We start from the raw sequence: 25,631 nt of genomic DNA on the forward strand, positions 1-25,631 counted from the left end.
AATGGCCAGTGGGAGAAGCGGCCACCCTGGTCGGATGGCCGCAACCTATTTTAGAGAATGCCAGGCAGGTTCAGGCCGCATTCGCGGGCATGATCTTTGGCGATATCATACCCTGCATCTGCATGGCGCATCACACCAGTTGCAGGGTCGTTCCACAGCACACGACCGATACGGCGATCAGCATCTTCGGTGCCGTCACAACAGATCACCACGCCCGAGTGCTGAGAGAAGCCCATGCCAACACCACCACCATGGTGTAGCGAAACCCAGGTCGCGCCGGATGCGGTGTTCAGCAGCGCGTTCAGCAGCGGCCAATCCGACACCGCGTCCGAGCCGTCCATCATCGATTCTGTCTCACGGTTGGGTGAGGCAACAGAACCCGAATCCAGATGGTCACGGCCGATGACAACCGGGGCCGAGAGTTCGCCAGTGCGGACCATCTCATTGAACGCCAGACCCGCTTTGTGACGATCACCCAGGCCGATCCAACAGATCCGCGCCGGCAGGCCCTGGAACGCGATGCGTTCCTGCGCCATGTCCAACCAACGATGCAGGTCAGCGTTGTCAGGGAACAGTTCTTTCATTTTGGCGTCGGTCTTGCGGATATCTTCGGGATCACCCGACAGAGCACACCAGCGGAACGGGCCAATGCCCTTGCAGAACAGCGGACGGATATAGGCGGGGACAAAGCCGGGGAAATCGAACGCGTTTTCCAAACCTTCTTCCAGCGCCATCTGCCGGATGTTGTTGCCATAATCCACGGTTGGAATGCCCATCGCGTGGAATTCGCACATTGCCGCAACCTGCACCTTCATTGATGCTCGGGCAGCTTTTTCCACTGCTTTAGGGTCTTTTTCGCGCATGTCCTTCCACTGGGCCATGGTCCAGTTCTGCGGCAGGTAGCCGTTGACCGGGTCGTGGGCCGATGTCTGGTCGGTGACGATATCGGGTTTTGTGCCGCCCGCCTTGGCGCGTTCCACCAGTTCGGCAAACACATCCGCGGCATTGCCCAGCAGACCCACGGATTTGGCTTCGCCAGCAGCGGTCCAACGCTCGATCATCTCCAACGCTTCGTCCAGGGTTTCGGCCTTTTCGTCCAGATATTTGGTGCGCAGGCGGAAATCGATGCTGTCAGGGTTGCATTCCACGGCCAGACAACAGGCCCCGGCAAATACAGCTGCCAAAGGTTGCGCTCCGCCCATGCCGCCAAGACCACCGGTCAGGATCCATTTGCCGGTCAGATCGCCGTCAAAATGCTGACGCCCGGCCTCGGCAAAGGTCTCATAGGTGCCCTGAACGATGCCTTGGGTGCCAATGTAGATCCAGGACCCGGCGGTCATCTGGCCGTACATCATCAGGCCTTTTTTATCGAGCTCGTTAAAGTGGTCCCAGTTGGCCCAATGCGGCACCAGATTGGAGTTGGCGATCAGAACGCGCGGCGCGTCCTTGTGGGTCTGGAACACTCCAACCGGTTTGCCCGATTGCACCAACAGGGTCTTGTCTTCTTCAAGGCCCTTCAGGGTTTCGACGATCAGGTCGAAATCTTTCCAGGTGCGGGCGGCGCGGCCGATGCCGCCATAAACCACCAATTCATGCGGGTTTTCGGCTACATCCGGGTGGAGGTTGTTCATCAGCATCCGCATTGGCGCTTCGGTCAGCCAGGATTTGGCCGTGATCTCGGTGCCGGTGGGGGGGAAAACGTCGCGGGTGTTCTTACGGGGATCGCTCATGCGGGTCTCCAGTTCTGCAGGTCGGTGAGAATATCGGTGAGATGTGTGCGCAACCGGGTCGCGCGGTCAGCTTCATAGCTCCAGGGGGGGCTTTCCTGGCAATAGGTGGCCTGGGCCAATTCCATCTGGATGGCGTGCAGCCCTTCGGCAGGGCGGCCATAGTGACGAGTGGTCCAGCCGCCTTTGAACCGACCGTTGAGGATGTCGGTGTACCCATCGGCGGCGGCACATCGGGCCACGGTCATGGCCTCGATCGCAGGATCACAGGTGGTGCCCAGATTGGTCCCGACATTGAAATCCGGCAGACGCCCGTCAAACAGAAACGGGATGTCGCCGCGGATCGAATGGCAATCATAGAGAATGGCAAACCCGTGGATTTCCTTGACCCGTTCCATCTCGGCCTCCAACGCGGCATGATAGGGCGCATGAAACGCCTCGCGGCGGCGGATGATCTCTGCCTCATCCGGTTCGCAACCCTCGCGCCAGATCGGGTTCCCGTCGAAATCGGTTATCGGCACCAAAGTGGTGGTGTTCTGGCCGGGGTACAGGCTGACCCCAGCTGGGTCGCGGTTCACGTCAATCACATAACGGTGGATCGGCGTGCGTACCGTTGTGACGTTTTCCACCACCCCGTCATAGAGATCTTGGATGTGCCAATCAGTATCAGCCAACCCCTGTCCGGTCTCGTTCAGATTACCCCAGATGTCGTCGGGCACATCGGTCCCGGTGTGGGGCAGCCCCAACACCAGCGGAGATGTGCCTTGGGTGATTTCGATCATGCGGCCACCTCGATACCAGCAGCGGCCGCGATTTCGCCCGCGCGCACCATGGCGGATGCGGCTTCGATATCTGGTGCGAGATAGCGATCATCTTCCAGCGACGGCACATTGGCGCGCAGCGCGTTGATAACGTCCTGCAATCGGGTGGAGGTGGCCAGCGGGCTGCGGGCTTCAACACCCTGCGCGGCGCACAGCAGTTCGACCCCCAGGATGACCGACAGGTTGGTGTTCATCCGGCCCAGACGCAGCGCACCATGGGCGGCCATCGACACGTGGTCCTCCTGGTTGGCGGAGGTCGGAGTAGAGTCTGTTACGCAAGGATTGGCGAGATGCTTGTTCTCGCTCATCAGCGCGGCGGTGGTCACCTCGGCGATCATAAAGCCCGAGTTCAGACCCGGATTCGGGGTCAGGAACGGTGGCAGATCAAAGCTGAGCGTTGGGTCGACCATCAGCGCAACGCGGCGCTGGGCGATGGCACCAATTTCAGCCACGGCCAACGCGATCTGATCAGCGGCAAAGCCGACATATTCGGCGTGGAAGTTGCCGCCCGATACGATGCGCCCTTCGTTCACCAGAACCAGCGGATTGTCGGTGACGGCGTTGGCTTCGATCTCCAGCGTTTTGGCGGCCATGCGCAGCACGTCCAGTGCGGCACCGACAACCTGTGGCTGGCAGCGGATACAATAGGGATCCTGGACACGAGTGTCGTCTTCGCGATGGCTTTCGCGGATTTCCGACCCCTCCATGATGGCGCGCATTTCGCGGGCGACATCGATCTGTCCCGCGTGACCGCGCAGCGTATGGATGTCCGCCACCAGAGGTGCAGTCGACCCCATGATCGCGTCCGTGGTCAACGAGGCAATCACCATGGACGCTTCGGCCAGCCGCCAGCCATCAAATAGCCCGGCCAAGGCACAGGCGGTTGAAAACTGCGTTCCATTGATCAGCCCCAGACCTTCTTTGGGGCCCAGAACGATCGGCTGCAACCCGGCCTTTTCCAATGCCTCCGCGCTGGGCATGCGGGCACCTTCAAATGTGGCTTCGCCAGCGCCGATCATTGCGGCTGCCATATGGGCCAAGGGGGCCAGATCACCCGAAGCCCCAACAGACCCCTGAGAGGGAACCACAGGGAGAACTCCGTGCTCCAGCATGTTTTCGATCTGTTCGATCACCAACCAACGCACACCAGAAGCGCCCCGGCCCATCGACAACAGCTTCAGCGTCATCATCAGGCGGACTTTGTCTTCGGGCAGCGGATCGCCGACACCGCAGCAATGCGACAGGATCAGGTTGCGTTGCAGGGTCTCGGTGTCTTCTGGGGCAATCTTGGTGCTGGCCAGCTTACCGAACCCTGTGTTGATGCCATAGACGGCTTCGCTGCCGGCGGCGGCGTCTGCCACCATCTGGGCGGCGGCTTCGACGGCGGGTCGGGCCGCGCGATGCAACCGCGCCGGTGTTAGGTTGCGGTAGATCTCTTGCAGCGTGACGAGCGTGACTTCGCCGGGCGTCATTGAAATCATGATGTACCTTCTTGCGTCTGAGCGTAAATGCGTGAGTGGAGCGGGTTGAACCCGATGCGATAAGAGAGCTCTCCGGGGGTTTCGACGTCCCAGATCGCCAGATCGGCCACCATGCCGGGGGCGATCTGGCCACGATCCTTCAGACCCAGCGCCTTGGCGGCGTTGCGAGTGACACCAGCCAGTGCCTCTTCGGGGGTCATGCGGAACAGGGTGCAGCCCATGTTCATGGTCAGCAGCAGCGAGGTCAGAGGCGATGATCCGGGGTTGCAGTCTGTGGCCAGCGCCATCGGCACGCCGCGATTGCGGAATGATCCGATGGGGGGCACCTGTGTTTCGCGAATGGTGTAGAACGCCCCGGGCAGGATGACCGCGACCGATCCGCTGTCGGCCATCGCCCTGGCGTCGTCGTCATTGGCATATTCCACGTGGTCAACCGACAGCGCCCCATAGCGGGCCGCCAATTGGGTCCCCCCCAGATGGCTCAGCTGTTCGGCGTGCAATTTGACCGGCAGGTTCAGTTCCGCCGCGACCTGGAACACCCGTTCGATCTGATCGGGTTGAAAGGCGATGCCTTCGCAGAATCCGTCGACGGCGTCTACCAGCGCTTCGGCATGGGCGGCGCGCAGGGTCGGGATACAGACCTCGTCGATATAGTGGTCATCGCGATCCTTGTATTCGGCCGGTGTTGCATGGGCTCCCAGAAACGTGGTCCTGATCGTCACTGGGCGCAGTGTTGCCAGCGTGCGGGCAGCGCGCAGCATGTTCAATTCGGTTTCGCGATCCAGCCCATAGCCGGACTTGACTTCGACCACGGTTGCACCTTCGGCGATCAACGCGTCCAGACGGGGCAGGGCATTTGCGATCAGGGTCTCGATCGACGCTGCGCGGGTCGCCGTCACGGTGGACACGATGCCGCCACCAGCCCGGGCAACTTCCTCATAGCTGGCACCATTCAGGCGCATTTCGAATTCCAATGCCCGATGGCCACCAAAGACAATATGCGTGTGGCAGTCGATCAGGCCGGGTGTCATCAGACGTCCCGCCATATCCCGAGCGGTCAGGCCAGCGTAGGATGCAGGCAAGTCTCCTGTATCTCCGACCCATTCGATCACGCCATTTCGAACCGCAACCGCGCCGTCTTTGATCAGCCCATAAGGCGTTTCACCGGTGTTCATTGTCGCGATGCGCGCCCCGGTCAGAACAAAATCCCTTGTCACCGAATCCGATCCCTTCATTCTGCTTGCTGTATTTAAGGTATGCGTTTAAGATTATTATGTCTAGACATAAGAGGATCACATGCAGACGATTTTCGCGCAGCGCGCCAGAACCGATGCCGGATGGCAAAGAAATGTGCGGGTCAGTCATGAGAACGGCAAAATCACCGCGATAGAGACGGATGTGACACCCCAGCAGGGCGACATCATGGTGGATGTGTTGTTGCCTGCGCTGGCCAACCTGCATTCGCATTCGTTCCAACGGGCTATGGCCGGCATGACCGAGGTGCGCGCAGCCGGGCGCGACAGCTTCTGGACCTGGCGCACCTTGATGTATCAATTCATGCAGAATGTGACGCCCGAACAATACCAGGCCATCGCTGCGCTGGTGTTCATGGAGATGCAGGAAGCTGGCTATGCATCGGTTGGTGAGTTTCATTATGTGCACCATCAGAATGGCGGGGGACGTTTCGATCAGGTCAGCGAGTTGAGCCAGCGGGTATTTTCTGCGGCGGATCAAACCGGGATCGGGCTGACCCATTTGCCGGTTCTCTATTCCTATGGTGGCGCTGGGCGTGCTGATCTGAGCGGTGGTCAGATGCGGTTTGGCAATTCGGTTGCCCAATTCGCCGACCTGGTGGGCGAAGCTCGGGCCGTGGCTGAGGCGACGCTGCCCGCAGATACCCGTGTCGGCATCGCGCCACATTCGCTGCGGGCCACGTGCCCCGAAGATTTGGCCGAGGTTCTTCCAGTTGCCGCTGGAAACCCGATCCACATCCACATCTCCGAGCAACCCAAGGAAGTCGAGGATATCCAATCCTGGCTTGGCGCGCGCCCTGTCGAATGGCTGTTGGAGAACGCTCCGGTCGACAGCAATTGGTGTTTGATTCATGCCACGCATATGACCGACTCGGAAACCCGTGACATGGCCCGGTCGGGCGCGGTGGCCGGCCTGTGCCCGATCACCGAGGCCAATCTGGGCGACGGTCCGTTCAACGGCCCTGCCTACTTGGAAGAGGGGGGCGCATTTGGGCTCGGCTCGGATTCAAACGTTTGCATTTCCTTGACCGAGGAACTAAGGATGCTCGAATACTCCCAGCGTTTGCGCGACATTAGCCGCAATGTCATGATCCCGGGCGAAGGGTCGGTGGGCGAAGTCCTTTACATGGGGTCAGCCGCCGGAGGTGCCACCGCCGTAGGGCGCAGCAGCGGTGCCATTGCTGTGGGCAAATTTGCAGATCTGGTGGCAATTGACAGTGCCGATCCGGCCTTGGTTGCGCTGCGGGATGATCAGCTTTTGGATGGCCTGTGTTTTGCTGCCAAGGATCGGGTTGTCACCGATCTGTGGTCTGCTGGCCGTCATCAAGTCCAGAACGGTCAACATGTCGCTCGTGCGGAAATCACTGCCAACTACGGTGTCGCAATCAAATCCCTTCTGGCGTCGATCTAAACAGATCGGGACTCCAAAGAGACAATCAGGCCGGACGCTCCCGGTTCGGCCTGAATCTGTGTGGATCCTTCCAATCGGGCTCCCTGCCCATCTTGCAGGTCGGGTTGTCCGAAAATCCGAACCGCCCCCTGCATGACAAAAACAACATTTGTCCCCGAAAGATCCGATCGCCCAGTTTGCAGCACGTGGACGTCGCCCCGGATCTGATCCGCATCAAACATCAGGTTGAATGCTCTTGTGTCCGCCCCGACACGCTGGCTGTCCAACGCCAGATCACCTGAAAAGGACACAGGCTGATAGGGGCGCGCCAGTAGGCGGTGGTCCGAATTGAACAGGTCGATCCCGTCCCCGGACACGATGGTCAGGATTCGCTGCAATCCGGGAAATGACGAAAATGGCCCGTCGGTCTGTATGTCCGCCAGGCTCAGACGCCAGGACAGCCCATTCGGTCCCTCCTGTGACATCAACATCCGGGTCATCCCGCCGCCATTTTTCCAGGGCACCGGCGGGCAGATTGCAATATCAAAGCGCATCGGTTGCGTCTCCTTTGTGATCCGGACATAATCGCAGACATAATCACGATAACCAGAACATAATCCTTCCAGATATCGGAACCTAAGTGACCAATAGCCGAAAAACCAGCTTCCAGGACGTACGCGACGAAGTGATCCGCCGAATTCAGGATCGCGAATGGCCTCAGGGCACCCTGTTGCCCACCGAATTCGAACTGGCGGAAGAATTCGGCTGTGCGCGTGCGACAGTCAACAGGGCCATGCGTGAATTGGCCGAACGCGGTATCGTCGATCGTAAACGCAAAAGCGGCACGCGGGTGGCTGTGGCACCGGTAAAACAGGCCGTGTTCGAAATTGCCGTTGTGCGCCACACCATTGAAGAAACCAACGCAACCTATCGATATGCTTTGGTACAGCGCACCCTGGCCACCGCTCCCGATTGGTTGGCGGCCCAGTTGAACCTGCCGGATCGCGCGCGCGCGTTACAGGTGAAATGTATGCATTATGCCGACAACCGACCGTTTCAATTCGAAAATCGTTGGATCAATGTCGATGCGGTTCCTGATGTCCTCGAGGCAGATTTTGCATCCCTGGGACCAAATGAATGGCTGCTCGAGCGGGTGCCCTTTACCGATGCGGAGATCGGTCTGACATCCGTCGCAGCGGACGCGTCATTGTCGGAGTTTCTGGCCATACCATTGGCCACACCCGTTTTGCAGCTTGACCGGACCACCTGGTTTCAAGGTCAGCCTGTCACTTATGTAAGAATGAGCTACCACCCCGGCTATCGGATGAGCACCCGTTACTGATCTCTTTGAGAGTACGGTTTCGTTCTGATCAAACCCACCTCGGGTGGAGGAGGAAACCCTATGGGATTGCAACGCGGGGGGCAGCGCCCCAAATCTTCCTCAGACTTGCAGCAACTTCCCAAACCCGATGCGCGGCTCTGAAACGCCAGACAGGCGCAACATATGCCAGCTCAATGCCAGATTGCTGGATATCACCGGGCACCCGATCCTCGCTTCGGCCTGTTCCAGAATGTTCAGGATCCTCAGGTTGGTGCAGGACACAAACACTGCATCACAAGACGCCTGGGCGGCCACGGTTTCGATCGCGCTCAGGACGGATGCTTCGGAGATCCGGGCCACGACACGGTCGTCGCTTTCTTCAAACGACCCGAAACCGGTGATCTCGATCCCTGCGTCTTCCAGCTTGGTCCGCATCCTGTTGGAGACTTCCGGGATATAGGGTGTCACGAACCCCAGTCGCGTGACGTTCAGGGCCTGACAGGCGGCAATTGCGGCCCGCAGCGGATCAGTGACCTGAACGCCCGGGCGCGCTGTGCGCACAGCATCGCGTACCGCATCAGACCCGATCACCGTCGAAGCCGACGTGCAGCCATATCCGATCACGTCAAATTCCATCGGCTCTGGCAAGGCATTGGCAGCAGCAGGCAGATCCTGTTTCATCCGCATCAGCGTCTCGGGGTTGATCTCGGCGACCATCGGGATTCGTGTATGATAGATGGCCACGCCCGGCAGGCCGGCGACCCGGGCCAGCTCAGGCTCCAGGGATTCGTCGGTTTCCAAAACGATCAGCCCCATCTTGGCCCGGGTTCCGACCCCCGCGTCGGTTTCAAAATCCAGCTTCATGACGCTCTCCCTGGTGTCCGGATCATATGATGGGCAATTCCCGCGCGGCGCGGGTGCTGAGCAATTGCGCAGCGCCGTCGCGGACCACGATGTTTTCCTCGTGAACCATGATCCGACCATCACCGTAGCCCATGGACGGCTCCAGTGTCAGTACCATGTTTTCCGTTAGAACGGTTTCATCCCATGCGGCGTGGGACGGCCATTCGGTCAGCTGCATGCCCAGACCGTGACCCAAACGCCCAACGTCACCATCTGCCTCACCGATCACCGACATCATCGCCCGGAACAGATCAGCGCAGGTGGCACCGGGGCTGGCTGCGGTCAGGCCCGCCTCGGTGGCGCGCCACAGGGTGTCGTAGGCATGTTTGGACGCGTCATCAGCGCGCCCGATGGCCCAGTTGCGATCAAAGTCGCAGAAATACCCGTCAAACGTGGCCCCGGTGTCCAGCATCATGATGTCGCCGGTCTGCAGGGGGCGCATAGACGGGGGGGAAATCACATCGTGATAACCGCCCTGATCTGCGCCGCCGACCAAATAGGGCACGTCATCGGCCCCCTGTGCCAGCGCTTCGCGGCGAAAGGCGCGAAATGTATCGGCAAAAGGCTGTCCAGCATGGGCAAAGCTCTCGACCTGCGCAAAGCTGCGCGAGCCGATGGCGCAGATGTGCGCCAGCTTTTCGATCTCGGCCTCGGATTTCACCATTCGCAGATCCCGGATCAACCCGGTGCAATCGCGCACATGCAATCCTGTCAGCCCTGACATCAACCTTTCATAATCACCCAGCGGCATACGCAGCCCGGTTTCATGCCCTTTCATCACGCCCAGAGTCGCGCCGCGGTCCGCCAGCGGGGTCAGCACGTCGGTCAAAAGGGATATTCCGTCATCCTCGGGCTGGGGCGCGGCCCAGGTGCGAATGTCATCCAGCCACCCGGTGCGCATCAGCGCGGCACCGATTTCGGGAATGATGGCAATTGGTTTGCCTTCGCGTGGGACGAACAGGAACCAGGGGCGTGTCGGGCTTTGCCAGAACAGCGTATGGAAGCCGCTGAAATAGCGCACTTCCGGTTCTGATAGCAGCAGCAGGCCGTCAAAACTCTGTTCGGCCATCCGTGCCTGGGCCTTGGCAGTGCGCGCTTCGAATTCGCGGACTTCAAAACCGCGCGCGATGTCAGCCATGTTTGGTGCCTTCCATGATCTCGGCGTAGATTTCCGGGTCGGTGATGCCTTCGGACCCAATCAGAAGAACCCGCGAGCCCGCGTCCAGTCCCAACGTGGTCTTGAGGTCCGACTTGCAGGCGGCAATCAAGGCCGCCAGGCCTGCTACTGCGCTTTCTCCGGCTTCGACGATTTTGGCCGCACCTGTTGGGCGGGCCAGCATCCGCACGGTGGGGGCCACGATGCTATCTGGGATTGTCACAAAGTCGCTGGATTCCTCGGCCAGAATTTCCCACGCCATTTCCGATGGTTCCCCACAGGAAAGACCGGCCATGATGGTCTCCTGGTGTATGGAAAAATTGGTCGCCTTGCCCGCTTTGGCGCTGTCGAACAGGCAGGCGGCCAGTTCGGGTTCCACAATCACGACGCGCGGGGTATCGTCGCCCCAAACCTGACGCAGACGCGCGGCGACCGATGCGGCCAACCCGCCAACGCCGCCCTGTAGGAACACATGTGTTGGAGCCTGATCCATGGCGTCACAGGCTTCCTGTGTCATGACACCATATCCGGCCATCACGTCGCGCGGTGGTTCACTGTATCCGGGCCAGGAGGTATCGGACACCACGAACCAGCCGTTGGCTTCGGCCTCGCTCCGGGCCAGCGCGACAGATTCATCGTAATCCCCTGCGATACGGACGACGTCGGCACCCAGGTCCTGCATCGCGACTTCGCGACCCTTGCTGACTTCAGCATGGATGTAGATCCGGCACGGTGCGCCAAAGGTCTGGCAACCCCAGGCCAGGGACCGGCCGTGATTGCCATCGGTGGCAGAACACAGGGTGATTTGGGAGCAGTCGTCGGCGTATTTTCCAGCGCGGATATCGGCCAGCGCCACGTCTGTGCCGCGACGCCGCGCGATCTCACGCTGTAGCACCCGCAACGCTGCGTACGCACCGCCCAGTGCCTTGAAGCTGCCCAGCCCAAAGCGAGGGCCTTCATGCTTGTACAGGATTGCGCCCACCCCCAGATCGCTGGCCAGATCATCCAACGACACCAGCGGGGTTGCGGCATAGCCTGGCCATTGGGTGATTTCGCTGATGGCTTGATCGAAATCTGACCGGCTCAACACGCGGGTTGCTGCCGTATGGCCATGTGGGTTGCCGGTGGTGTGGGTCAGTTGGGCCTGGGTGTAAACATCAGTCATATTGATCAGTCCTTGGTCTTGGGCAGGCGGTCATGCACCAATCCGGCCCAGAACTGGGCCCCGATGGGCAAAAGCGCGTCGTTGAAATCATAGTCCGAAGCATGCAGCGGCTGCGCATGTGCCCCCTGTTCGCCGTTGCCGAGCAACAGGAAACACCCGGGAACTGCAGCGGCAAAATGGGCAAAATCTTCGGAGAAGCTCATGGCGGGGCGATTGGGCCAGGTCGGCAACCTCTGGGACTCAGCGACGCGGATGACCGCATCAGCGGGATTCTGTGCATTGATGGTTTCGATGAATTCAGTGCGGAAATCCACCTGAACCTCTACGCCATGTGCTATCGCAATACCGTTGCAGATCTGGCGCATGAACCGTTCGATGTCGGCGCGGTCCTGTGGCAAACGCGCCCGAGCGTCGCCTTTGAGAAGGACCTGACCAGGCAGGACGTTGCGCTGCCCATTGGCGATGAATTCGGTGACCGACACCACGGCACCGGCTGATGGTGCAAGCTTGCGCGACACGATGGTTTGCAACGCAGTAACCAGTTCGGCCGACACGGTAATTGCATCCACGCCAACCTGTGGCATCGAAGCATGGCCACCTTTGCCTGTGACCGTGATTTCGAACAGGCTTTCCGAGGCGCAGATCTGGCCCACGCGGGTTGATATTTGACCCACAGGAGCGCCGGGCAGGTTGTGAATTGCGTAAACCTCCTCGACAGGGAACCGCTCCAGCACGCCTTCGTCGATCATCGCGATTGCGCCCAACCCGTGTTCTTCGTTGGGCTGGAATAGAAAGACGACAGTGCCGTCAAAATTGGGGTTCTCGGCCAGCAGCTCAGCGGCCCCCAGCAGCATTGTGGTGTGTCCGTCATGGCCACAGGCGTGCATCGTTCCCGGCGTGGTCGAAGCATAGTCCAACCCAGTGGTCTCCAGGATCGGCAGCGCATCCATATCTGCCCGCAGGCCAATCGCCCGGTTGCCAGATCCCGCCCTCAGAATGCCGACAACCCCGCGACCTTCATGGACTTCCAGGCCCAGGTCGCTCAGACGCTGGGCCACCTGTGCCTTGGTTCGGTGTTCGGAAAACCCCAATTCAGGATGGCGGTGAAAATCGTGGCGCATATCGCGCAACCGGGCGTCAAAACTCTGGTCGGGCATCGGGAAACCTTTTGAATCGTTGCGGCGAGGTTAGAAGATTTATGAGATGCAAAACGGACATTTTCGGATAATCTGTTACGAAATTCGGAACCATTGGAAAGGACCGCGAGGGCAATGGACGAAACAGATCACAAGATTCTCAAATTGGTCCAGGGCGACGCACGTTTGACCGCGGAAACCATCAGCCTCGACGTCGGGCTATCGCAGGCTGCGGTGCAAAAGCGGCTCAAGAAATTGCGCGATACCGGGGTGATCGAAAAGGAGATTGCGGTTCTGTCTCCGGCCAAGCTGGGCCGGGAAATGACGGTGATTGTCGAGGTGATCCTGGAGCGGGAAAATCTGGCGTCGTTGGAGGCGTTCAAACGTAGAATGCGTGGCGCATCATGTGTGCAGCAGTGTTATTATACCACGGGCGAGGCGGATTTCATTCTGGTTCTCGTGGTTGAAAATATCAAGGAATATGAACAGTTTACCCAAACTTATTTCTTTGAGGAATCCAATATCAGCCGGTTCAAGACCTCGATTGCCATGGACCGGGTCAAAGTTTCGTTGGATGTGTTCTGACGAGAACCCAGGATCACACAGGGTGGGACGTTTTGGGAGGCAAAAAAAGGTTGCGCATGCCGCTTTAATTCAATAATCCATGAATAATGGAAAAAGAGATTCTGAAACGCCTCACCACTTTGGGACATCCACACCGCATGGCCGTGTTCAGGTTGTTGGTGCGCAGATATCCCGATGATGTTTCAGCCGGTGATATCGGTGCGGCGCTTGGGGTCAAGCCAAGCACGCTTTCAGTCTATCTGTCGGCCCTGAGAGAAATTGGGCTGATATCTCAGACCCGGCACGGCACATCTCTTTTGTACAAGGCGCAGGTGTCAGCCGTGCAAGAGATCATGGATTACCTGCTGCTGGATTGTGGGCGCGGCAGGCCCGACATAGGGGGGGGGCGTAATCTTGCCCTGCCGACGGACCGCAAGCTGAATGTTCTGTTCATCTGTAGCGCAAACTCGGCGCGTTCGATTTTTGCCGAAGCGATCCTGCGTCATGAAGCGGGACAGGTGTTCAATGTCTATTCTGCGGGTGTGACCCCCGCGACCGAGCCAAACCCGATGGCCATGCGTCTGCTTCGGAACAAAGGCTATGATGTCAGTGACCTGAGGTCGCAGAATATAGACGTCTATCAGGCCAAAGATGCGCCTGAGTTGGATTTTGTGTTCACTGTATGTGACGAATCTGCAAACGAGGAATGCCCGCCCTGGTCAGGACAGCCGATCAGCGCCCATTGGGGGGTGCCGGACCCGGTCACTGCCTCCGGGTCCGAGGCTGAACGGGCGCTCGCCTTTCAGAATGCTTTTGCCATGTTGCGCCATCGGATTCAGGCCTTTGCCGCATTGCCATTTGAAACACTCGACAGATCGTCCTTGCAGTACAGAGTAGACGATCTTGCCAAAGACAAGGATTGAAAAGATGACAACCTATGCCATCAACGGAATGGGCCGGATGGGCAAGCTGGCCATTCGGCCGCTTCTGGAACGCGGTGCCAAGATTGCGTTCATCAACGACGCGATGGGTGATCCGGAAATGCACACTTTGTTGTTGGAATTCGACACTGTGCACGGGCATTGGGATGCCGAGTTCGGCCATGACGCAGACAGCATCACAATCAATGGTGCCCGCATCCCAGTGTGCCGGTCCGACGGGTTGGAGGATCTGCCGCTGGATGGTGTGGATGTGATGATCGACTGCACGGGTGCCTTCAAGACGGAAGCCAAACTGGCACCGTATTTTGCCGCTGGCGTAAAAAAGGTCGTGGTTTCGGCTCCGGTAAAGGACGGTCCGACGGCGAACATCGTGATGGGGGTCAACGAAGACATCTATAACCCGGCGCAACATCGGATCGTAACCGCTGCCAGCTGTACCACCAACTGTCTGGCCCCGGTGGTCAAGGTGTTGCACGAAGGGTTAGGGATCAAACATGGGTCCATGACCACGATTCACGATGTGACCAATACGCAAACCATCGTCGATCGCCCCGCCAAGGACCTGCGCCGGGCCCGATCAGCGATGAATTCTCTGATCCCGACAACCTCTGGATCGGCCACCGCGATCATGCTGATCTTTCCGGAACTGACTGGCAAGCTGAACGGTCATGCTGTGCGGGTGCCGCTGCTGAACGCTTCGCTGACCGATTGTGTGTTCGAGGCCGAGCGCGAAACCACTGCCGAAGAAGTGAATGAGCTGTTCCGGGTGGCATCCGAAGGTGCATTGAAAGGCATTCTGGGGTATGAGACCCGGCCGCTGGTCAGTTGTGATTATGTCAATGACGCGCGTTCGACGATCATTGACGCGCCGTCGACCATAGTCGTGAACGGTACGCAGGTAAAGATTTACGCCTGGTATGACAACGAATGGGGGTATGCACATCGGCTGGCAGACGTGGCCCTGATGGTAGGCGACAGCCTCTGACCCGAGAGGACAGTTTGCGCAGGGGCGACTATCTGCAAGGCCTCCGACGTTTGTGAAAACGGATACGCAGGAGGCGAGAGGTATGGAACACAGGGCGTTCTCCCCCCTGGTTCCTCCATGGGGCGTGCAGAGGTCTGACCCTGCCTCTGCCTCTGCCCCTGCAACTCTTTGATTTGGAACCATGACCGAAAATAATCCCACGCCGCCTGAGGGCCTTTCGGCCTATATCGCCGTAACCGCCGCCTATTGGGCCTTCATGCTGACCGACGGCGCATTGCGCATGTTGGTCTTGCTGCATTTTCACACACTGGGTTTTTCACCGGTGCAATTGGCCTATTTGTTCGTCCTGTACGAAATCGCCGGAGTCGTAACGAACCTGAGCGCCGGTTGGATCGCAGCGCGGTTTGGGTTGACCTCGACGCTCTATGCCGGGCTTGGTTTGCAGATCGCAGCGCTGCTGGCGCTGGCGCAGCTGGATCCGAAATGGGCCGTCGCAAGTTCGGTGATCTTTGTGATGTTGGTCCAGGGCGCGTCGGGCGTTGCCAAAGATCTGGCAAAGATGAGCTCGAAATCCGCAGTCAAGCTGTTGGCCCCATCAGAAGGAGACGGTTTGTTTCGCTGGGTCGCTCTGCTGACCGGATCCAAGAACGCCGTCAAAGGGTTGGGGTTTCTGCTGGGTGCCGGGCTGTTGGCGGTGGCCGGGTTTGTGCCTGGAATTCTGGCGATGGCCGCTGTTCTGGGGGTCATCCTGGTCATCGTGGTCTTGCGAATGCCGGGCGGTCTGTCGACAAGGCGCAAGGATGCCAAGTTCAAAGAGGTGTTTTCCAGAAACCCAAATGTGAACTGGCTCAGTTTTGCCCGGGTGTTCCTGTTCGGGGCACGTGATGTGTGGTTTGTGGTCGGCATTCCAATCTATTTTTATGCGGCACTGTCAGACGGGAGCGAGGCCGGCAACCGAACGACATTCTTTTTGATTGGCAGTTTCATGGCGGTGTGGATCATCCTGTACGGCGCAGTACAGGCAGTAACGCCCCAGGTGCTGCGCGTGCGCGAACGTGGTGTTGCTGCGATGGTCCCCGAAGCTGCGCGGTGGGCAGCCATGTTGGCGATTGTCCCTGCAGCGTTGGCTGTTCTTGTGTGGTGGGCGGGGGAACCGACGCTTTGGTTGACGCTGGTACTGGTCGGCGGATTGCAGGTGTTCGGGGCGCTCTTTGCCGTGAATTCGGCGCTGCATTCATTTTTGATCCTGGCCTTTACCAGCGACAAGCGTGTCACAATGGACGTCGGGTTCTATTATATGGCGAACGCAGCTGGCCGGTTGCTGGGGACGGTGCTTTCCGGTCTGTCCTATCAACTGGGCGGGTTGCCTCTGTGTCTGGGTATAGCGGCCGCGATGGTGGGGCTCAGCAGCCTGGGTGCGCGACGGTTGGCGACCTGACCACAGACCATCAGTCGATGACGTTCCGTTAGGCTGGACAGATTTTCGAAAACCCCGTCGTCTGTCGCCCTAGGGATGGGGGGCGACATGCGATTTGACTATGTCATTGTTGGCGGTGGCTCGGCGGGGTGCACGCTGGCCAGTCGGCTGAGCGAAGACCCGAAGGTTTCGGTTTGCCTGCTCGAAGCGGGTGGGCGTGGAGACGGATTGATGGTCCGCCTGCCGGCCGCAGTCATCGCGATGCTGCCGGGGCGACCCAAAATCAACAATTGGGCTTATCAGACCGTGCCACAGGCCGGGTTGAACGGGCGGTGTGGATATCAACCGCGCGGCAAGGCGCTGGGGGGCTCCAGTGCGATAAACGCGATGTTGTATGTCCGCGGGCATCGCGATGATTATGACGCCTGGGCGGATCTCGGCTGTGACGGATGGAGCTGGGATGATGTGCTGCCCTATTTTCTTAAATCGGAAAACAATGCCTGGGGCGCAGGCGACGCGCATGGTGTGACCGGGCCACTGCAGGTCAGCGATCAGAAATCCCCCCGCCCCATTTCCAAGGCCTTTGTCGAGGCCGGACAGTCCCTCCAGATCCCGTATCGCCGCGAATTCAACGCAGGTGACACAGAAGGCGTCGGCCTGTTCCAGGTCACTCAGTTTCATGATCCGGCGCGCAATGGGGAACGATGTTCAGCGGCCGCGGCTTTTTTGCATCCCGTGATGAACCGGCCCAATCTGACGGTTCTGACCCGTGCCCATGCGACCCGTATTCTGTTTGATGGCAAACGCGCGACAGGTGTTGCCTATCGACACAACGGCCGAGAGGCACAAGTGGAAGCCACCGGCGAAGTGATCCTGTGTGGCGGTGCTTTCAATTCTCCACAGCTGCTGCAATTGTCCGGTGTCGGGCGGCCCGAAGATATCACACCGCACGGAATCGACATGGTTCATGAACTGCCAGGTGTTGGGCAGAACTTGCAGGATCACCTGGATTTCATCCTGGCTTACAAGAGTAGAGACAAGGACACTTTTGGCCTGACACCAGGCGCTGGGCTGCAGATGATCCGTCACCTACTGACCTGGCGTCGCAATGGTACCGGGTTGATGGCGACCCCGTTTGCCGAAGGGGCGGCATTTTTGAAAACGTCACCCGATCTGGCACGTCCCGATATCCAGCTGCATTTCGTCATCGGAATCGTAGATGACCATGCGCGCAAGCTGCATCTGGGCCACGGGATCAGCTGTCACACCTGTGCGCTTTACCCACACTCCCGCGGGCGTGTGGGTCTAAGCTCGGCGGACCCGCAGGCATCGCCGGAAATCGACCCGAACTACTTGTCCGACCCAAGAGATCTGGACACCCTTGTCAAAGGAGTGCGCCTGTCGCGCCAGATCATGCAGGCCGCGCCGTTGGCATCCCGGTTGCACAAAGAGCTGTTCGTAAAGGGGGAACCGGACAATACTGAACTCGAAACCCATATTCGACAACGGGCCGATACGATCTATCATCCTGTCGGAACCTGCAAAATGGGGCGCGACGACATGGCTGTTGTCGATCCTAAATTGCGGGTGCGTGGAATGGATGGGCTGCGCGTGGTTGATGCGTCAGTCATGCCTCGCCTGGTCGGGGGAAATACAAATGCGCCGACGATCATGATTGCCGAAAAGGCAGCAGACCTGATCCGGGGAACCTGACTTGGTAGAAAACCAGGCGCACAATAACAAAGGGGAGAGACAATACATGCTTGGCAAGATGATGCACAAACAGCTGACGATCAGTTCGCTATTGGAACATGCCGGTCGCTATCATGGAGATACGACGGTGACGTCGGTCGAAACATCTGGTGAAACGGTCCACTCCAACTGGGGCGAAGTCGAAGCGAATGCGCGTAAATTGGCGTCGGCGCTGAAACGACTGGGGTTAGCGCAGGAGGATTGTGCAGCGACGATTGCCTGGAACAATCGGCGCCATCTGGAAATCTATTTTGGCGTCGCTGGCGGCGGCTTCATTTGTCACACGATCAATCCACGCCTGTTTCCCGAACAGCTGATTTACATCATCAATCATGCCGAAGATAAGGTGTTGTTTATTGACGCGACCTTTGTTCCAGCGGTGGCCAAGCTCAGGCCGCATTTACCCAATCTGCGTCATGTGATCCTGATGGGGGCACGGGATGATACAGCGGCCCAGCAGATCGACGGGTTATTGTTTTACGATGAACTGCTTGCGGGCGAACCTGATGATTGCATCTGGCCCGAGATTGACGAAAATCTGCCGTCCAGCCTGTGTTATACGTCCGGCACAACAGGCCACCCCAAAGGCGTGCAATACACCCACCGAACCAATGTCCTGCATACATTGGGCGGCAACCAACCTGATGGCTTGGGGCTGGCTGCGCGCGACACCGTGATGATGGTTGTGCCGATGTTCCACGCCAATGCCTGGGGTGCACCCTATGTTGCGGCAGCTGTCGGCTGCAAAGTTGTCCTGCCGGGTCCGCATCTGGATGGGGTCAGCCTGGCAAATCTGATCGATTCCGAACAGGTTACTGTGTCGCTAGGCGTTCCGACCATCTGGATGGGACTTCTACAGGGACTGGAGGAGACCGGGTCCAAGGCCGAAAGCCTGGAACGCACGATTGTCGGTGGTTCCGCGTTGCCGACCGTGATGATTCCGACCTTCCGCGACAAATACGGGGTCGAGCTGATCCACGCCTGGGGAATGACGGAAACCAGCCCGTTGGGCACATTGAACCAGTTGCTGCAGAAACACGATGATCTGAGCGTGGCGGAACGGAGCGCGATCCGCGAAGGTCAGGGACGTCCGCCCTATGGAGTCGAGCTGCGACTGGTAGATGATGCCGGTACGACCCTGCCGGAAGATGGCGAAACCCAGGGCAATCTACAGATCCGGGGCCATTGGATTGTCGATACCTATTTCAAGTCCGAAAACAGCGCTTTGACCGATGATGGCTGGTTTGACACGGGTGATGTGGCCACGATTGACGCCGATGGGTATCTGATTATCCGTGATCGGTCCAAGGACATCATCAAGTCAGGAGGTGAATGGATATCGACCGTTGAATTGGAAGACATCGCCGTTGGCCACCCCAAGATCGCCAACGCGGCCGCGATTGCTGCAAAACACCCGAAATGGGACGAACGCCCTGTGATTATTGCGGTCAAGGCGGCCGGAGAAGAGGTCAGTGAGGCAGAGGTTCTTGCCATATATGACGGGAAAGTCGCCAGTTGGCAGGTTCCGGACAAGGTGATTTTTGTGTCCGAACTACCGCTTGGGGGGACCGGAAAAGTGCTCAAGAACAAGTTGCGCGAACAGTTCGGGGATGTTCTAGTCAAAGCGTGATCAAACGGTGCGGATTGGTTCCGTTCGGCTGATGCCTGTCCGCGCCGCCCCTTAGTTTCTGACAAGTTTATCTGTTAAGCCCTGTTTAACACCGCCGCTGATATCCCTGATCCTGGGTGAATATAAAGGTGGTGGAGTATGAGCGCGCAAAGCAATGCGGCGCCCATCATCATCAAGAGGAAAAAGGTCAGTGGTGGCGATGGTCACCATGGTGGCGCGTGGAAAGTCGCTTATGCGGACTTTGTGACGGCCATGATGGCATTCTTCATGTTGATGTGGCTGTTGAACGCAACGACGGAAAAACAAAGAAAAGGTCTGGCGGACTATTTTTCGCCGGACATACCGATCAGTCGAACATCGGCAGGCGGGGACGGTGCCTTTGGTGGAACCAGCCCGTTTGCTGAGGACATCCAGACCCAGATGGGGACCGGGGCGTCCGATCGCAATCCAACAGTGTCGAACCAATCTCAGGGGCAGTTTGGCGTGTTGCGCGAGGGGCAGGAACTCGCGCTTGAAAAGGACCTCAAGACCATTGAAGAGGCCCTGCAGGGGCGCGGAGGCGAAAGCCTGATCAGCACCGAGATGGCCAAACACATTGTGACGCGTGTGACGGACGAAGGGTTGATTATCGAATTGTTTGACACCGATGATGCCCGGCTGTTCCACAAGGATACCTCCAGGCCGACTGAGTTGTATCAGTCGCTGACGCGTGTGGTTGCGCAATTGTCGCAAAGGGTGACCAATGCAATTGCGGTCAATGGTTTCACGCAATCCCATCCTGTGGTTCTCGCAGAAAACCCGGTTTGGGCATTGTCTACTACCAGGGCTGGGAAGACCCGTGAGCTTCTCGAATCTAACGGGGTCCAGACGCGAAGAATTCATCGGGTGACGGGACATGCTGATCGCAAGCCCGCAGTGAACAACCCGATGGCGACCCGGAACAATCGTATCGAAATCACTTTGTTACGCAATTGAATCAGTGCTTTGGCGCTGGCAATTACAAAGGATTTTATCTGTTAGCTCCGTATTAAGCGGTCGCACGCTAGCTGTTGCATCAAGATTTAATGATGCAGCAGAAAGGCGTGTCCATGACCATTTCTTCTTCGCTGAACGCGGGTATTTCGGGCTTGTCCGCAAATGCTTCCCGATTGGCTTCGATTTCAGACAATATCGCGAATTCGTCAACCTATGGGTACAAACGCGTTCAGACAGATTTCCATTCACTTGTCATGTCATCCAGCGGTGGGTCGTATTCTGCCGGCGGGACCCGTGCAACGACACAGCGACTGATCAGCGAAAGCGGGTCGTTGGTGTCCACGTCGAACGCGACCGATTTGGCGGTTCGTGGACGTGGGTTGCTGCCTGTCGCGACGTTGAGCGACGTCAACAGCGGGAATGGATCCCCCCAGATGTTGCTGACCACAACCGGATCGTTTCGAACCAATTCCGACGGGTTTCTGACTTCGGAATCCGGTCTGGTGCTGATGGGGTGGCCTGCGCAGGCCGATGGAACCATTCCGCCGTTTCCACGGGACACGTCAGATGGGTTGGAACCCATTCAGATCAACGTGAACCAGTTTTCGGGCGAGCCCACGACACGCATGACTTTGGGAGTGAACCTGCCAGCAACTGATACCGAAGCGGGTTCCGCGGGAGTGGCGCAGGAGCTATCGGTCGAGTATTTTGACAACCTGGGCCGATCCGAGAACATTCAAGTCGAATTTGCGCCAACGATTCCCGCGACGGGTTCGTCCAATACCTGGACTATGACTTTGCGCGATACGGCATCGCCAGGCACCGTTGTCGGTGAATATACACTGACGTTTGATGACTCCCGAACTTCGGGTGGGACATTGGCGTCGGTCACGACGGTCTCGGGCGGGGCCTATGATGCGACCTCTGGGACGATGTTGGTCAACGTCGCGGGTGGACCGATGGAGATCAATATCGGTCAGATCGGGGAAAGTGACGGGATCACCCAACTGTCCGACAGCTTTGCACCAGTTTCCATCACCAAGGATGGGTCGCCAGTGGGCAACATGATTGGTGTCGAAGTTGACGCCAACGGGTTTGTGCACGCCAATTTTGACACAGGCATAACCCGGACGATCTACAAGGTGCCCCTAATCGACATGCCCAATCCCAACGGGATGGTGGCGTTGGATCAGCAGACCTATATGCCATCGACCGACAGCGGGACATTCTTCCTTTGGGACGCGGGTGAAGGACCGACCGGGGATATCGTATCCTACGCACGCGAAGAGTCTGCCGTCGATGTCGCGGGGGAACTGACCGCCATGATCCAGACACAGCGGGCCTATTCCTCGAACGCGAAGGTCATTCAGACCGTCGATGAAATGCTGCAGGAAACCACCAATATCAAGCGGTAATCGGGTTCGCGCCTGATTTCGGGGAGGGCTCGGGATGAGTATCACATCGACATTCAATACTGCGTTGAGCGGTCTTTCAGCCGCGCGTCGGTCTGCATTGACCATCTCCGACAATTTGGCCAATGCGTTGACGCCGGGGTATGCGCGGCGAACAACCGAACTGGTGTCGCAGGGCGATTTGTTCCCCGGCGTTCGCGTCGCCGGGGTGGTGCGCAATGTTGATCCCGCCGTCGTATCATCCCGAAGGGGTGCTGAAGCGGAGCTTGGCGGCGCGACGGCACAGGCACAGTTCTTTGACCGGATGGCAACATTGGTCGGAGACCCGACATCTGCGACTTCCATCGGCAGCCGCCTTGCTGCTTTCGATGGGGCGCTCATCGAAGCGGCGTCACTGCCACATTCACCGCAACGCCTGGATCAGGCAGTCGCGCAGGCACATGATCTCGCTTCGTCTCTTTCGGATGCAGCCGAGGGGTTGCGCAATATGCGTACACAGGCTGACCAATCCATCGCAACCCAAGTGGACAAGTTGAACACAGCCCTTGCCGAAGTTCAGAAGCTGAACGTTCGAATTACGGCCGCGCAATCCGGTGGAAATGATGCCGCCGCATTGATGGATCAACGCGACATGTTGATTGATAACATCAACGTCATGGTTCCTGTCAAAGTGGTTGCCCGAGATTTTGGCCAGGTTGCATTGTATTCGGATGGAGGGGCCATCCTGTTGGATGGTCAAGCCGCCGAGTTAAAGTTCACCGCGACGCGGGATACGATGCCGCATATGTCGGTCGACAACGGGTTGTTGTCTGGTTTGGAAATCAATGAACGCCCTGTTCGTACCGACAATCTGCGCGGAGCAATTCGCGGGGGTACTCTGGCTGCTCAATTCGAAATTCGAGATGAGTTGGCAGTGTCGGCTCAGGACGCTTTGGACGCGGCGGCCCGGGATTTGGTCGAACGTTTCCAGGACGCAGCGCTGGATTCCACCGTTTCGGTCGGGGCAGCGGGTTTGTTTACAGATGATGGAGCGGCGTTTGATCCTGCAAACGAGGTTGGGATTTCCAATCGGATTTCGGTGAATGCGGCTGTGGATCCGACACAAGGCGGAGAAAGCTGGCGCCTGCGCGCGGGTTTGGGCGCGAGCGACCCGGGAGATCCAGGTGAGGCACGGTTGCTTCAGGCGTTTGGTGCTGCTCTGGATGCGCCTCGTCTCATGGGGTCCATGCTGTTGGGGCCAGGTTCCATGAGCGCAGACGCTGTGGCGAACAGTTTGCTCTCTCATTTTGCTTCGTTGGATGGCCGTGCAGAACAGTCGCTCGGGTATGCCTCTGTTCTGCTGACTGAAACCCAACGGATAGAACAGGAGCAGGGCGTGGATACGGACGCCGAACTGCAGAACCTGATGTTGGTCGAAAAGGCTTACGCCGCCAACGCACGGATGTTGCAAACCGTAGATGAACTGATGGAAACTTTGCTGAGGCTGTAACCAATGAACATGACTTCAATAGGCGATCTTGCACACAGTCTGATGTTGCGTACGCAAAGCACCAGCCTCAAGGCACAGATATCAACACTGACCGAAGAACTGGCGACTGGGCAGATCACAGATGCCGGTTCTCGAACGGGGGGCGATTTTTCGTATCTGTCCGATATCGAACGGAATGTATCTCTGCTCAACAGCTATGGGCTTGCGGCGTCCGAAGCGGCGCTGTTTACCGGGGCTGCACAACAGCATCTGGAACAGCTACAGGATCTGATGTCCGGGTTTTCAGCAACGTTGGCAACCACCAGACAAAGCACGCAACCTTCGGCACGGGAACATGCGGCGCTTGAGGCAAGGTCTGGCCTGGAAAAGGCAATTGCCACATTGAACGGGTCAATCGGTGGTCGTCGGTTGTTTTCGGGGACGGCAACGGATCAACCGCCCTTGCAGGATACCGAAACCCTGTTGGCTGAGCTGAAAGCCGAGGTTGCCGGTCTAACAACAACGACGGATATACGTCAGGCTGTGCAGGATTGGTTTTCCGACCCAAGCGGATTTGATGCCATGATGTATCAAGGGTCGGATCAACCGTTGGCTGCCATGCAGATCGGGGCCAATGAAAGCGTCACAATGTCGATCAAAGCGGATGACGCCGAGTTTCGCGAGATCTTGCAGACTTTGGTATTGCCGGTGTTGGCAATGGAAGCCGACTTGGGGTTTTCCAGTTCGGTCCAGACTGGTCTGATCCACCGCGCGCTAGATGATTCCATGAACAGCGAAGGCCACATAACAGCAGTCCGGGCTGATCTAGGATTTGCCGAGGCGCGGATCGAAGAGGTGAACACCAGAAATACAGCCGCACAGACCAGCCTGGAATTTGCACGCAATCAGCTCCTGGCAGCGGACCCCTACGAGACTGCCGTCAAATTGCAGGAAACTCAATTTCAGCTCGAAAGCCTCTATTCTGTTACGGCGCGCTCGTCCCGTCTGTCATTGTTGAGCTATTTGTGATGAAATTTCTTAGCATCTTGGTATTCTTGTTGGTCGCGCCGGCGTTCCTGTATGCGGCTCCGATCCGGCTCAAGGATCTTGTGGAATTTGATGGCGTCCGGGGCAACGATCTGGTGGGATACGGGTTGGTCGTCGGGTTGAACGGAACCGGGGACGGGCTGCGGAATGCGCCCTTTACCGAAGAAATCATGTCCAACATTCTGGAACGCCTTGGTGTTAATGTGACGGGCGAACAGTTCCGGCCGAAAAATGTGGCTGCTGTTTTTGTCACCGCCACGCTGCCTCCTTTTTCCAGAGTGGGTGGTCAGATTGACGTTACGGTTTCTGCGATCGGGGATTCAAAGAGTTTGTTGGGCGGCACATTGATCATGACGCCATTGAATGCGGCAGATGGTCAAATATACGCGGTCGCCCAGGGAACCATTCTTGCTGGTGGCGCTGTAGCAGAAGGGGATGCAGCGACGATTACCCAGGGTGTACCTACCGCCGGGGTGATCCCGTCTGGTGCACGGGTGGAACGTGAAATCGAATTTGACCTTTCGTCTCTGACCACACTGCGATTGGCGCTTCGTGATCCGGATTTTACCACCGCTGGACGCATTGAACGTGCGGTCAATGGTGAGTTCGGCCGGAGCATTGCCATTATGCGGGATTCCGGGACGGTCGAATTGGATATCAATGCCACTCGGGAAATTTCTCCGGCGCATGCCATCGGGAGGATCGAGAACATCCTGGTTCAGCCAGAGCGGAAAGCCAGAGTTGTGGTTGATCAACGATCCGGCACGATTGTCATGGGCGCAGATGTACAATTGTCGCGGGTGGCAGTCTCTCAAGGAAACCTGACATTGCGGGTCGAAGAAGCGCCAGTCGTCGTACAGCCCAATCCGTTTGCGGAAGGACGAACCGTTGTCGTGCCGAGAACCGGTGTCGCGCTTGATGAGGAAGAAGGAATCGCTTTGGCAGAAGTTCCAGAAAGCACCAGCCTGTCCCAGGTTGTCTCCGGATTGAACGCCTTGGGGGTATCTCCGCGGGACATGATCGACATCCTGAAAAGCTTGAAAGCTGCAGGTGCGTTGCATGCCGAGTTTATAGTTCGGTAAGGCAG

General features: G+C 58.1%; 22 protein-coding genes. 13 read left to right on the plus strand and 9 right to left on the minus strand.

Translation table 11 applies throughout. The features are described from left to right. Positions 1 to 50 precede the first annotated feature (50 nt). Genes hutU through hutI form a run of 4 tightly spaced genes read right to left on the minus strand, consistent with a single transcriptional unit; the run spans position 51 to position 5,204 of the window. On the minus strand, positions 51 to 1,730 hold the full coding sequence (gene hutU / locus QEZ52_RS02855; RefSeq protein WP_406647823.1) for a urocanate hydratase: 1,680 nt from the start codon (positions 1,728 to 1,730) through the stop codon (positions 51 to 53). Further along, complete coding sequence (gene hutG, locus QEZ52_RS02860; RefSeq protein ID WP_406647824.1) at positions 1,727 to 2,509, minus strand: N-formylglutamate deformylase; 783 nt, start codon at positions 2,507 to 2,509, stop codon at positions 1,727 to 1,729. The genes hutU and hutG overlap by 4 nt, the downstream gene beginning before the upstream one ends. After that, positions 2,506 to 4,029: a histidine ammonia-lyase gene (gene hutH, locus QEZ52_RS02865; protein WP_406647825.1), complete on the minus strand. Its 1,524-nt coding sequence runs from the start codon at positions 4,027 to 4,029 to the stop codon at positions 2,506 to 2,508. Before hutH ends, hutG begins: the two co-directional genes overlap by 4 nt. After that, positions 4,026 to 5,204, minus strand: coding sequence for an imidazolonepropionase (gene hutI, locus QEZ52_RS02870; protein WP_406650281.1), 1,179 nt, complete (start codon positions 5,202 to 5,204; stop codon positions 4,026 to 4,028). Before hutI ends, hutH begins: the two co-directional genes overlap by 4 nt. A gap of 121 nt (positions 5,205 to 5,325) precedes the next feature. Between hutI and QEZ52_RS02875 the strand changes: the two genes are divergently transcribed. After that, positions 5,326 to 6,693, plus strand: coding sequence for a formimidoylglutamate deiminase (locus QEZ52_RS02875; protein ID WP_406647827.1), 1,368 nt, complete (start codon positions 5,326 to 5,328; stop codon positions 6,691 to 6,693). Here the strand turns inward: QEZ52_RS02875 and QEZ52_RS02880 are convergent. Continuing rightward, positions 6,690 to 7,226: a HutD family protein gene (locus QEZ52_RS02880; RefSeq protein WP_406647828.1), complete on the minus strand. Its 537-nt coding sequence runs from the start codon at positions 7,224 to 7,226 to the stop codon at positions 6,690 to 6,692. The genes QEZ52_RS02875 and QEZ52_RS02880 overlap by 4 nt on opposite strands. An 86-nt stretch (positions 7,227 to 7,312) precedes the next feature. Between QEZ52_RS02880 and QEZ52_RS02885 the strand changes: the two genes are divergently transcribed. After that, positions 7,313 to 8,014, plus strand: a complete 702-nt coding sequence (locus QEZ52_RS02885; protein ID WP_406647829.1) for a UTRA domain-containing protein — start codon at positions 7,313 to 7,315, stop codon at positions 8,012 to 8,014. A gap of 99 nt (positions 8,015 to 8,113) precedes the next feature. Here QEZ52_RS02885 and QEZ52_RS02890 read toward each other — a convergent pair whose 3' ends face one another. From QEZ52_RS02890 to QEZ52_RS02905, 4 genes are read right to left on the minus strand one after another with little or no spacing between them, the layout of a single operon-like run. After that, a complete protein-coding gene (locus QEZ52_RS02890; protein ID WP_406647830.1) occupies positions 8,114 to 8,857 on the minus strand; it encodes an Asp/Glu racemase in 744 nt (247 codons plus the stop codon). A gap of 22 nt (positions 8,858 to 8,879) precedes the next feature. Then, the gene (locus QEZ52_RS02895) at positions 8,880 to 10,034 is read right to left on the minus strand and encodes a M24 family metallopeptidase (RefSeq protein ID WP_406647832.1); all 1,155 of its coding nucleotides are present in this window, start codon (positions 10,032 to 10,034) and stop codon (positions 8,880 to 8,882) included. Beyond that, positions 10,027 to 11,217: a diaminopropionate ammonia-lyase gene (locus tag QEZ52_RS02900; protein WP_406647833.1), complete on the minus strand. Its 1,191-nt coding sequence runs from the start codon at positions 11,215 to 11,217 to the stop codon at positions 10,027 to 10,029. The genes QEZ52_RS02895 and QEZ52_RS02900 overlap by 8 nt, the downstream gene beginning before the upstream one ends. Before the next feature lie 5 nt (positions 11,218 to 11,222). Beyond that, the gene (locus QEZ52_RS02905) at positions 11,223 to 12,374 is read right to left on the minus strand and encodes an amidohydrolase (RefSeq protein WP_406647834.1); all 1,152 of its coding nucleotides are present in this window, start codon (positions 12,372 to 12,374) and stop codon (positions 11,223 to 11,225) included. 114 nt (positions 12,375 to 12,488) lie between these two features. Between QEZ52_RS02905 and QEZ52_RS02910 the strand changes: the two genes are divergently transcribed. From QEZ52_RS02910 to QEZ52_RS02960, 11 genes are all read left to right on the plus strand, one after another. After that, a complete protein-coding gene (locus tag QEZ52_RS02910) occupies positions 12,489 to 12,938 on the plus strand; it encodes an Lrp/AsnC family transcriptional regulator (RefSeq protein WP_406647835.1) in 450 nt (149 codons plus the stop codon). 86 nt (positions 12,939 to 13,024) lie between these two features. Continuing rightward, the gene (locus QEZ52_RS02915) at positions 13,025 to 13,840 is read left to right on the plus strand and encodes a helix-turn-helix domain-containing protein (protein WP_406647836.1); all 816 of its coding nucleotides are present in this window, start codon (positions 13,025 to 13,027) and stop codon (positions 13,838 to 13,840) included. A 4-nt stretch (positions 13,841 to 13,844) separates the two neighbouring features. Further along, entirely contained in the window at positions 13,845 to 14,843 is a 999-nt protein-coding gene (locus QEZ52_RS02920; RefSeq protein WP_406647837.1) for an ArsJ-associated glyceraldehyde-3-phosphate dehydrogenase, read from the plus strand. Between the two features lie 181 nt (positions 14,844 to 15,024). Next, positions 15,025 to 16,281, plus strand: coding sequence for an organoarsenical effux MFS transporter ArsJ (arsJ, locus tag QEZ52_RS02925; RefSeq protein WP_406647839.1), 1,257 nt, complete (start codon positions 15,025 to 15,027; stop codon positions 16,279 to 16,281). 87 nt (positions 16,282 to 16,368) lie between these two features. Continuing rightward, positions 16,369 to 17,973, plus strand: coding sequence for a GMC family oxidoreductase (locus QEZ52_RS02930; RefSeq protein ID WP_406647841.1), 1,605 nt, complete (start codon positions 16,369 to 16,371; stop codon positions 17,971 to 17,973). A gap of 46 nt (positions 17,974 to 18,019) precedes the next feature. Next, entirely contained in the window at positions 18,020 to 19,642 is a 1,623-nt protein-coding gene (locus QEZ52_RS02935) for a long-chain-fatty-acid--CoA ligase (RefSeq protein WP_406647843.1), read from the plus strand. 138 nt (positions 19,643 to 19,780) lie between these two features. After that, the gene (locus QEZ52_RS02940; RefSeq protein WP_406647844.1) at positions 19,781 to 20,617 is read left to right on the plus strand and encodes a flagellar motor protein MotB; all 837 of its coding nucleotides are present in this window, start codon (positions 19,781 to 19,783) and stop codon (positions 20,615 to 20,617) included. Positions 20,618 to 20,730: 113 nt separating this feature from the next. Continuing rightward, the gene (locus QEZ52_RS02945) at positions 20,731 to 22,032 is read left to right on the plus strand and encodes a flagellar hook protein FlgE (protein ID WP_406647845.1); all 1,302 of its coding nucleotides are present in this window, start codon (positions 20,731 to 20,733) and stop codon (positions 22,030 to 22,032) included. A 34-nt stretch (positions 22,033 to 22,066) separates the two neighbouring features. Then, positions 22,067 to 23,518 carry a flagellar hook-associated protein FlgK gene (gene flgK / locus QEZ52_RS02950; RefSeq protein ID WP_406647846.1) on the plus strand — a complete coding sequence of 484 codons (1,452 nt, stop codon included), beginning with the start codon at positions 22,067 to 22,069 and terminating at the stop codon, positions 23,516 to 23,518. A 3-nt stretch (positions 23,519 to 23,521) separates the two neighbouring features. Beyond that, complete coding sequence (locus QEZ52_RS02955; protein WP_406647848.1) at positions 23,522 to 24,526, plus strand: flagellin; 1,005 nt, start codon at positions 23,522 to 23,524, stop codon at positions 24,524 to 24,526. Next, complete coding sequence (locus QEZ52_RS02960) at positions 24,526 to 25,626, plus strand: flagellar basal body P-ring protein FlgI (RefSeq protein ID WP_406647849.1); 1,101 nt, start codon at positions 24,526 to 24,528, stop codon at positions 25,624 to 25,626. The genes QEZ52_RS02955 and QEZ52_RS02960 overlap by 1 nt, the downstream gene beginning before the upstream one ends. The last annotated feature ends 5 nt before the right edge of the window (positions 25,627 to 25,631 follow it).

The organism is Aliisedimentitalea scapharcae, from assembly GCF_045277565.1.
Lineage (GTDB): Bacteria > Pseudomonadota > Alphaproteobacteria > Rhodobacterales > Rhodobacteraceae > Aliisedimentitalea > Aliisedimentitalea scapharcae.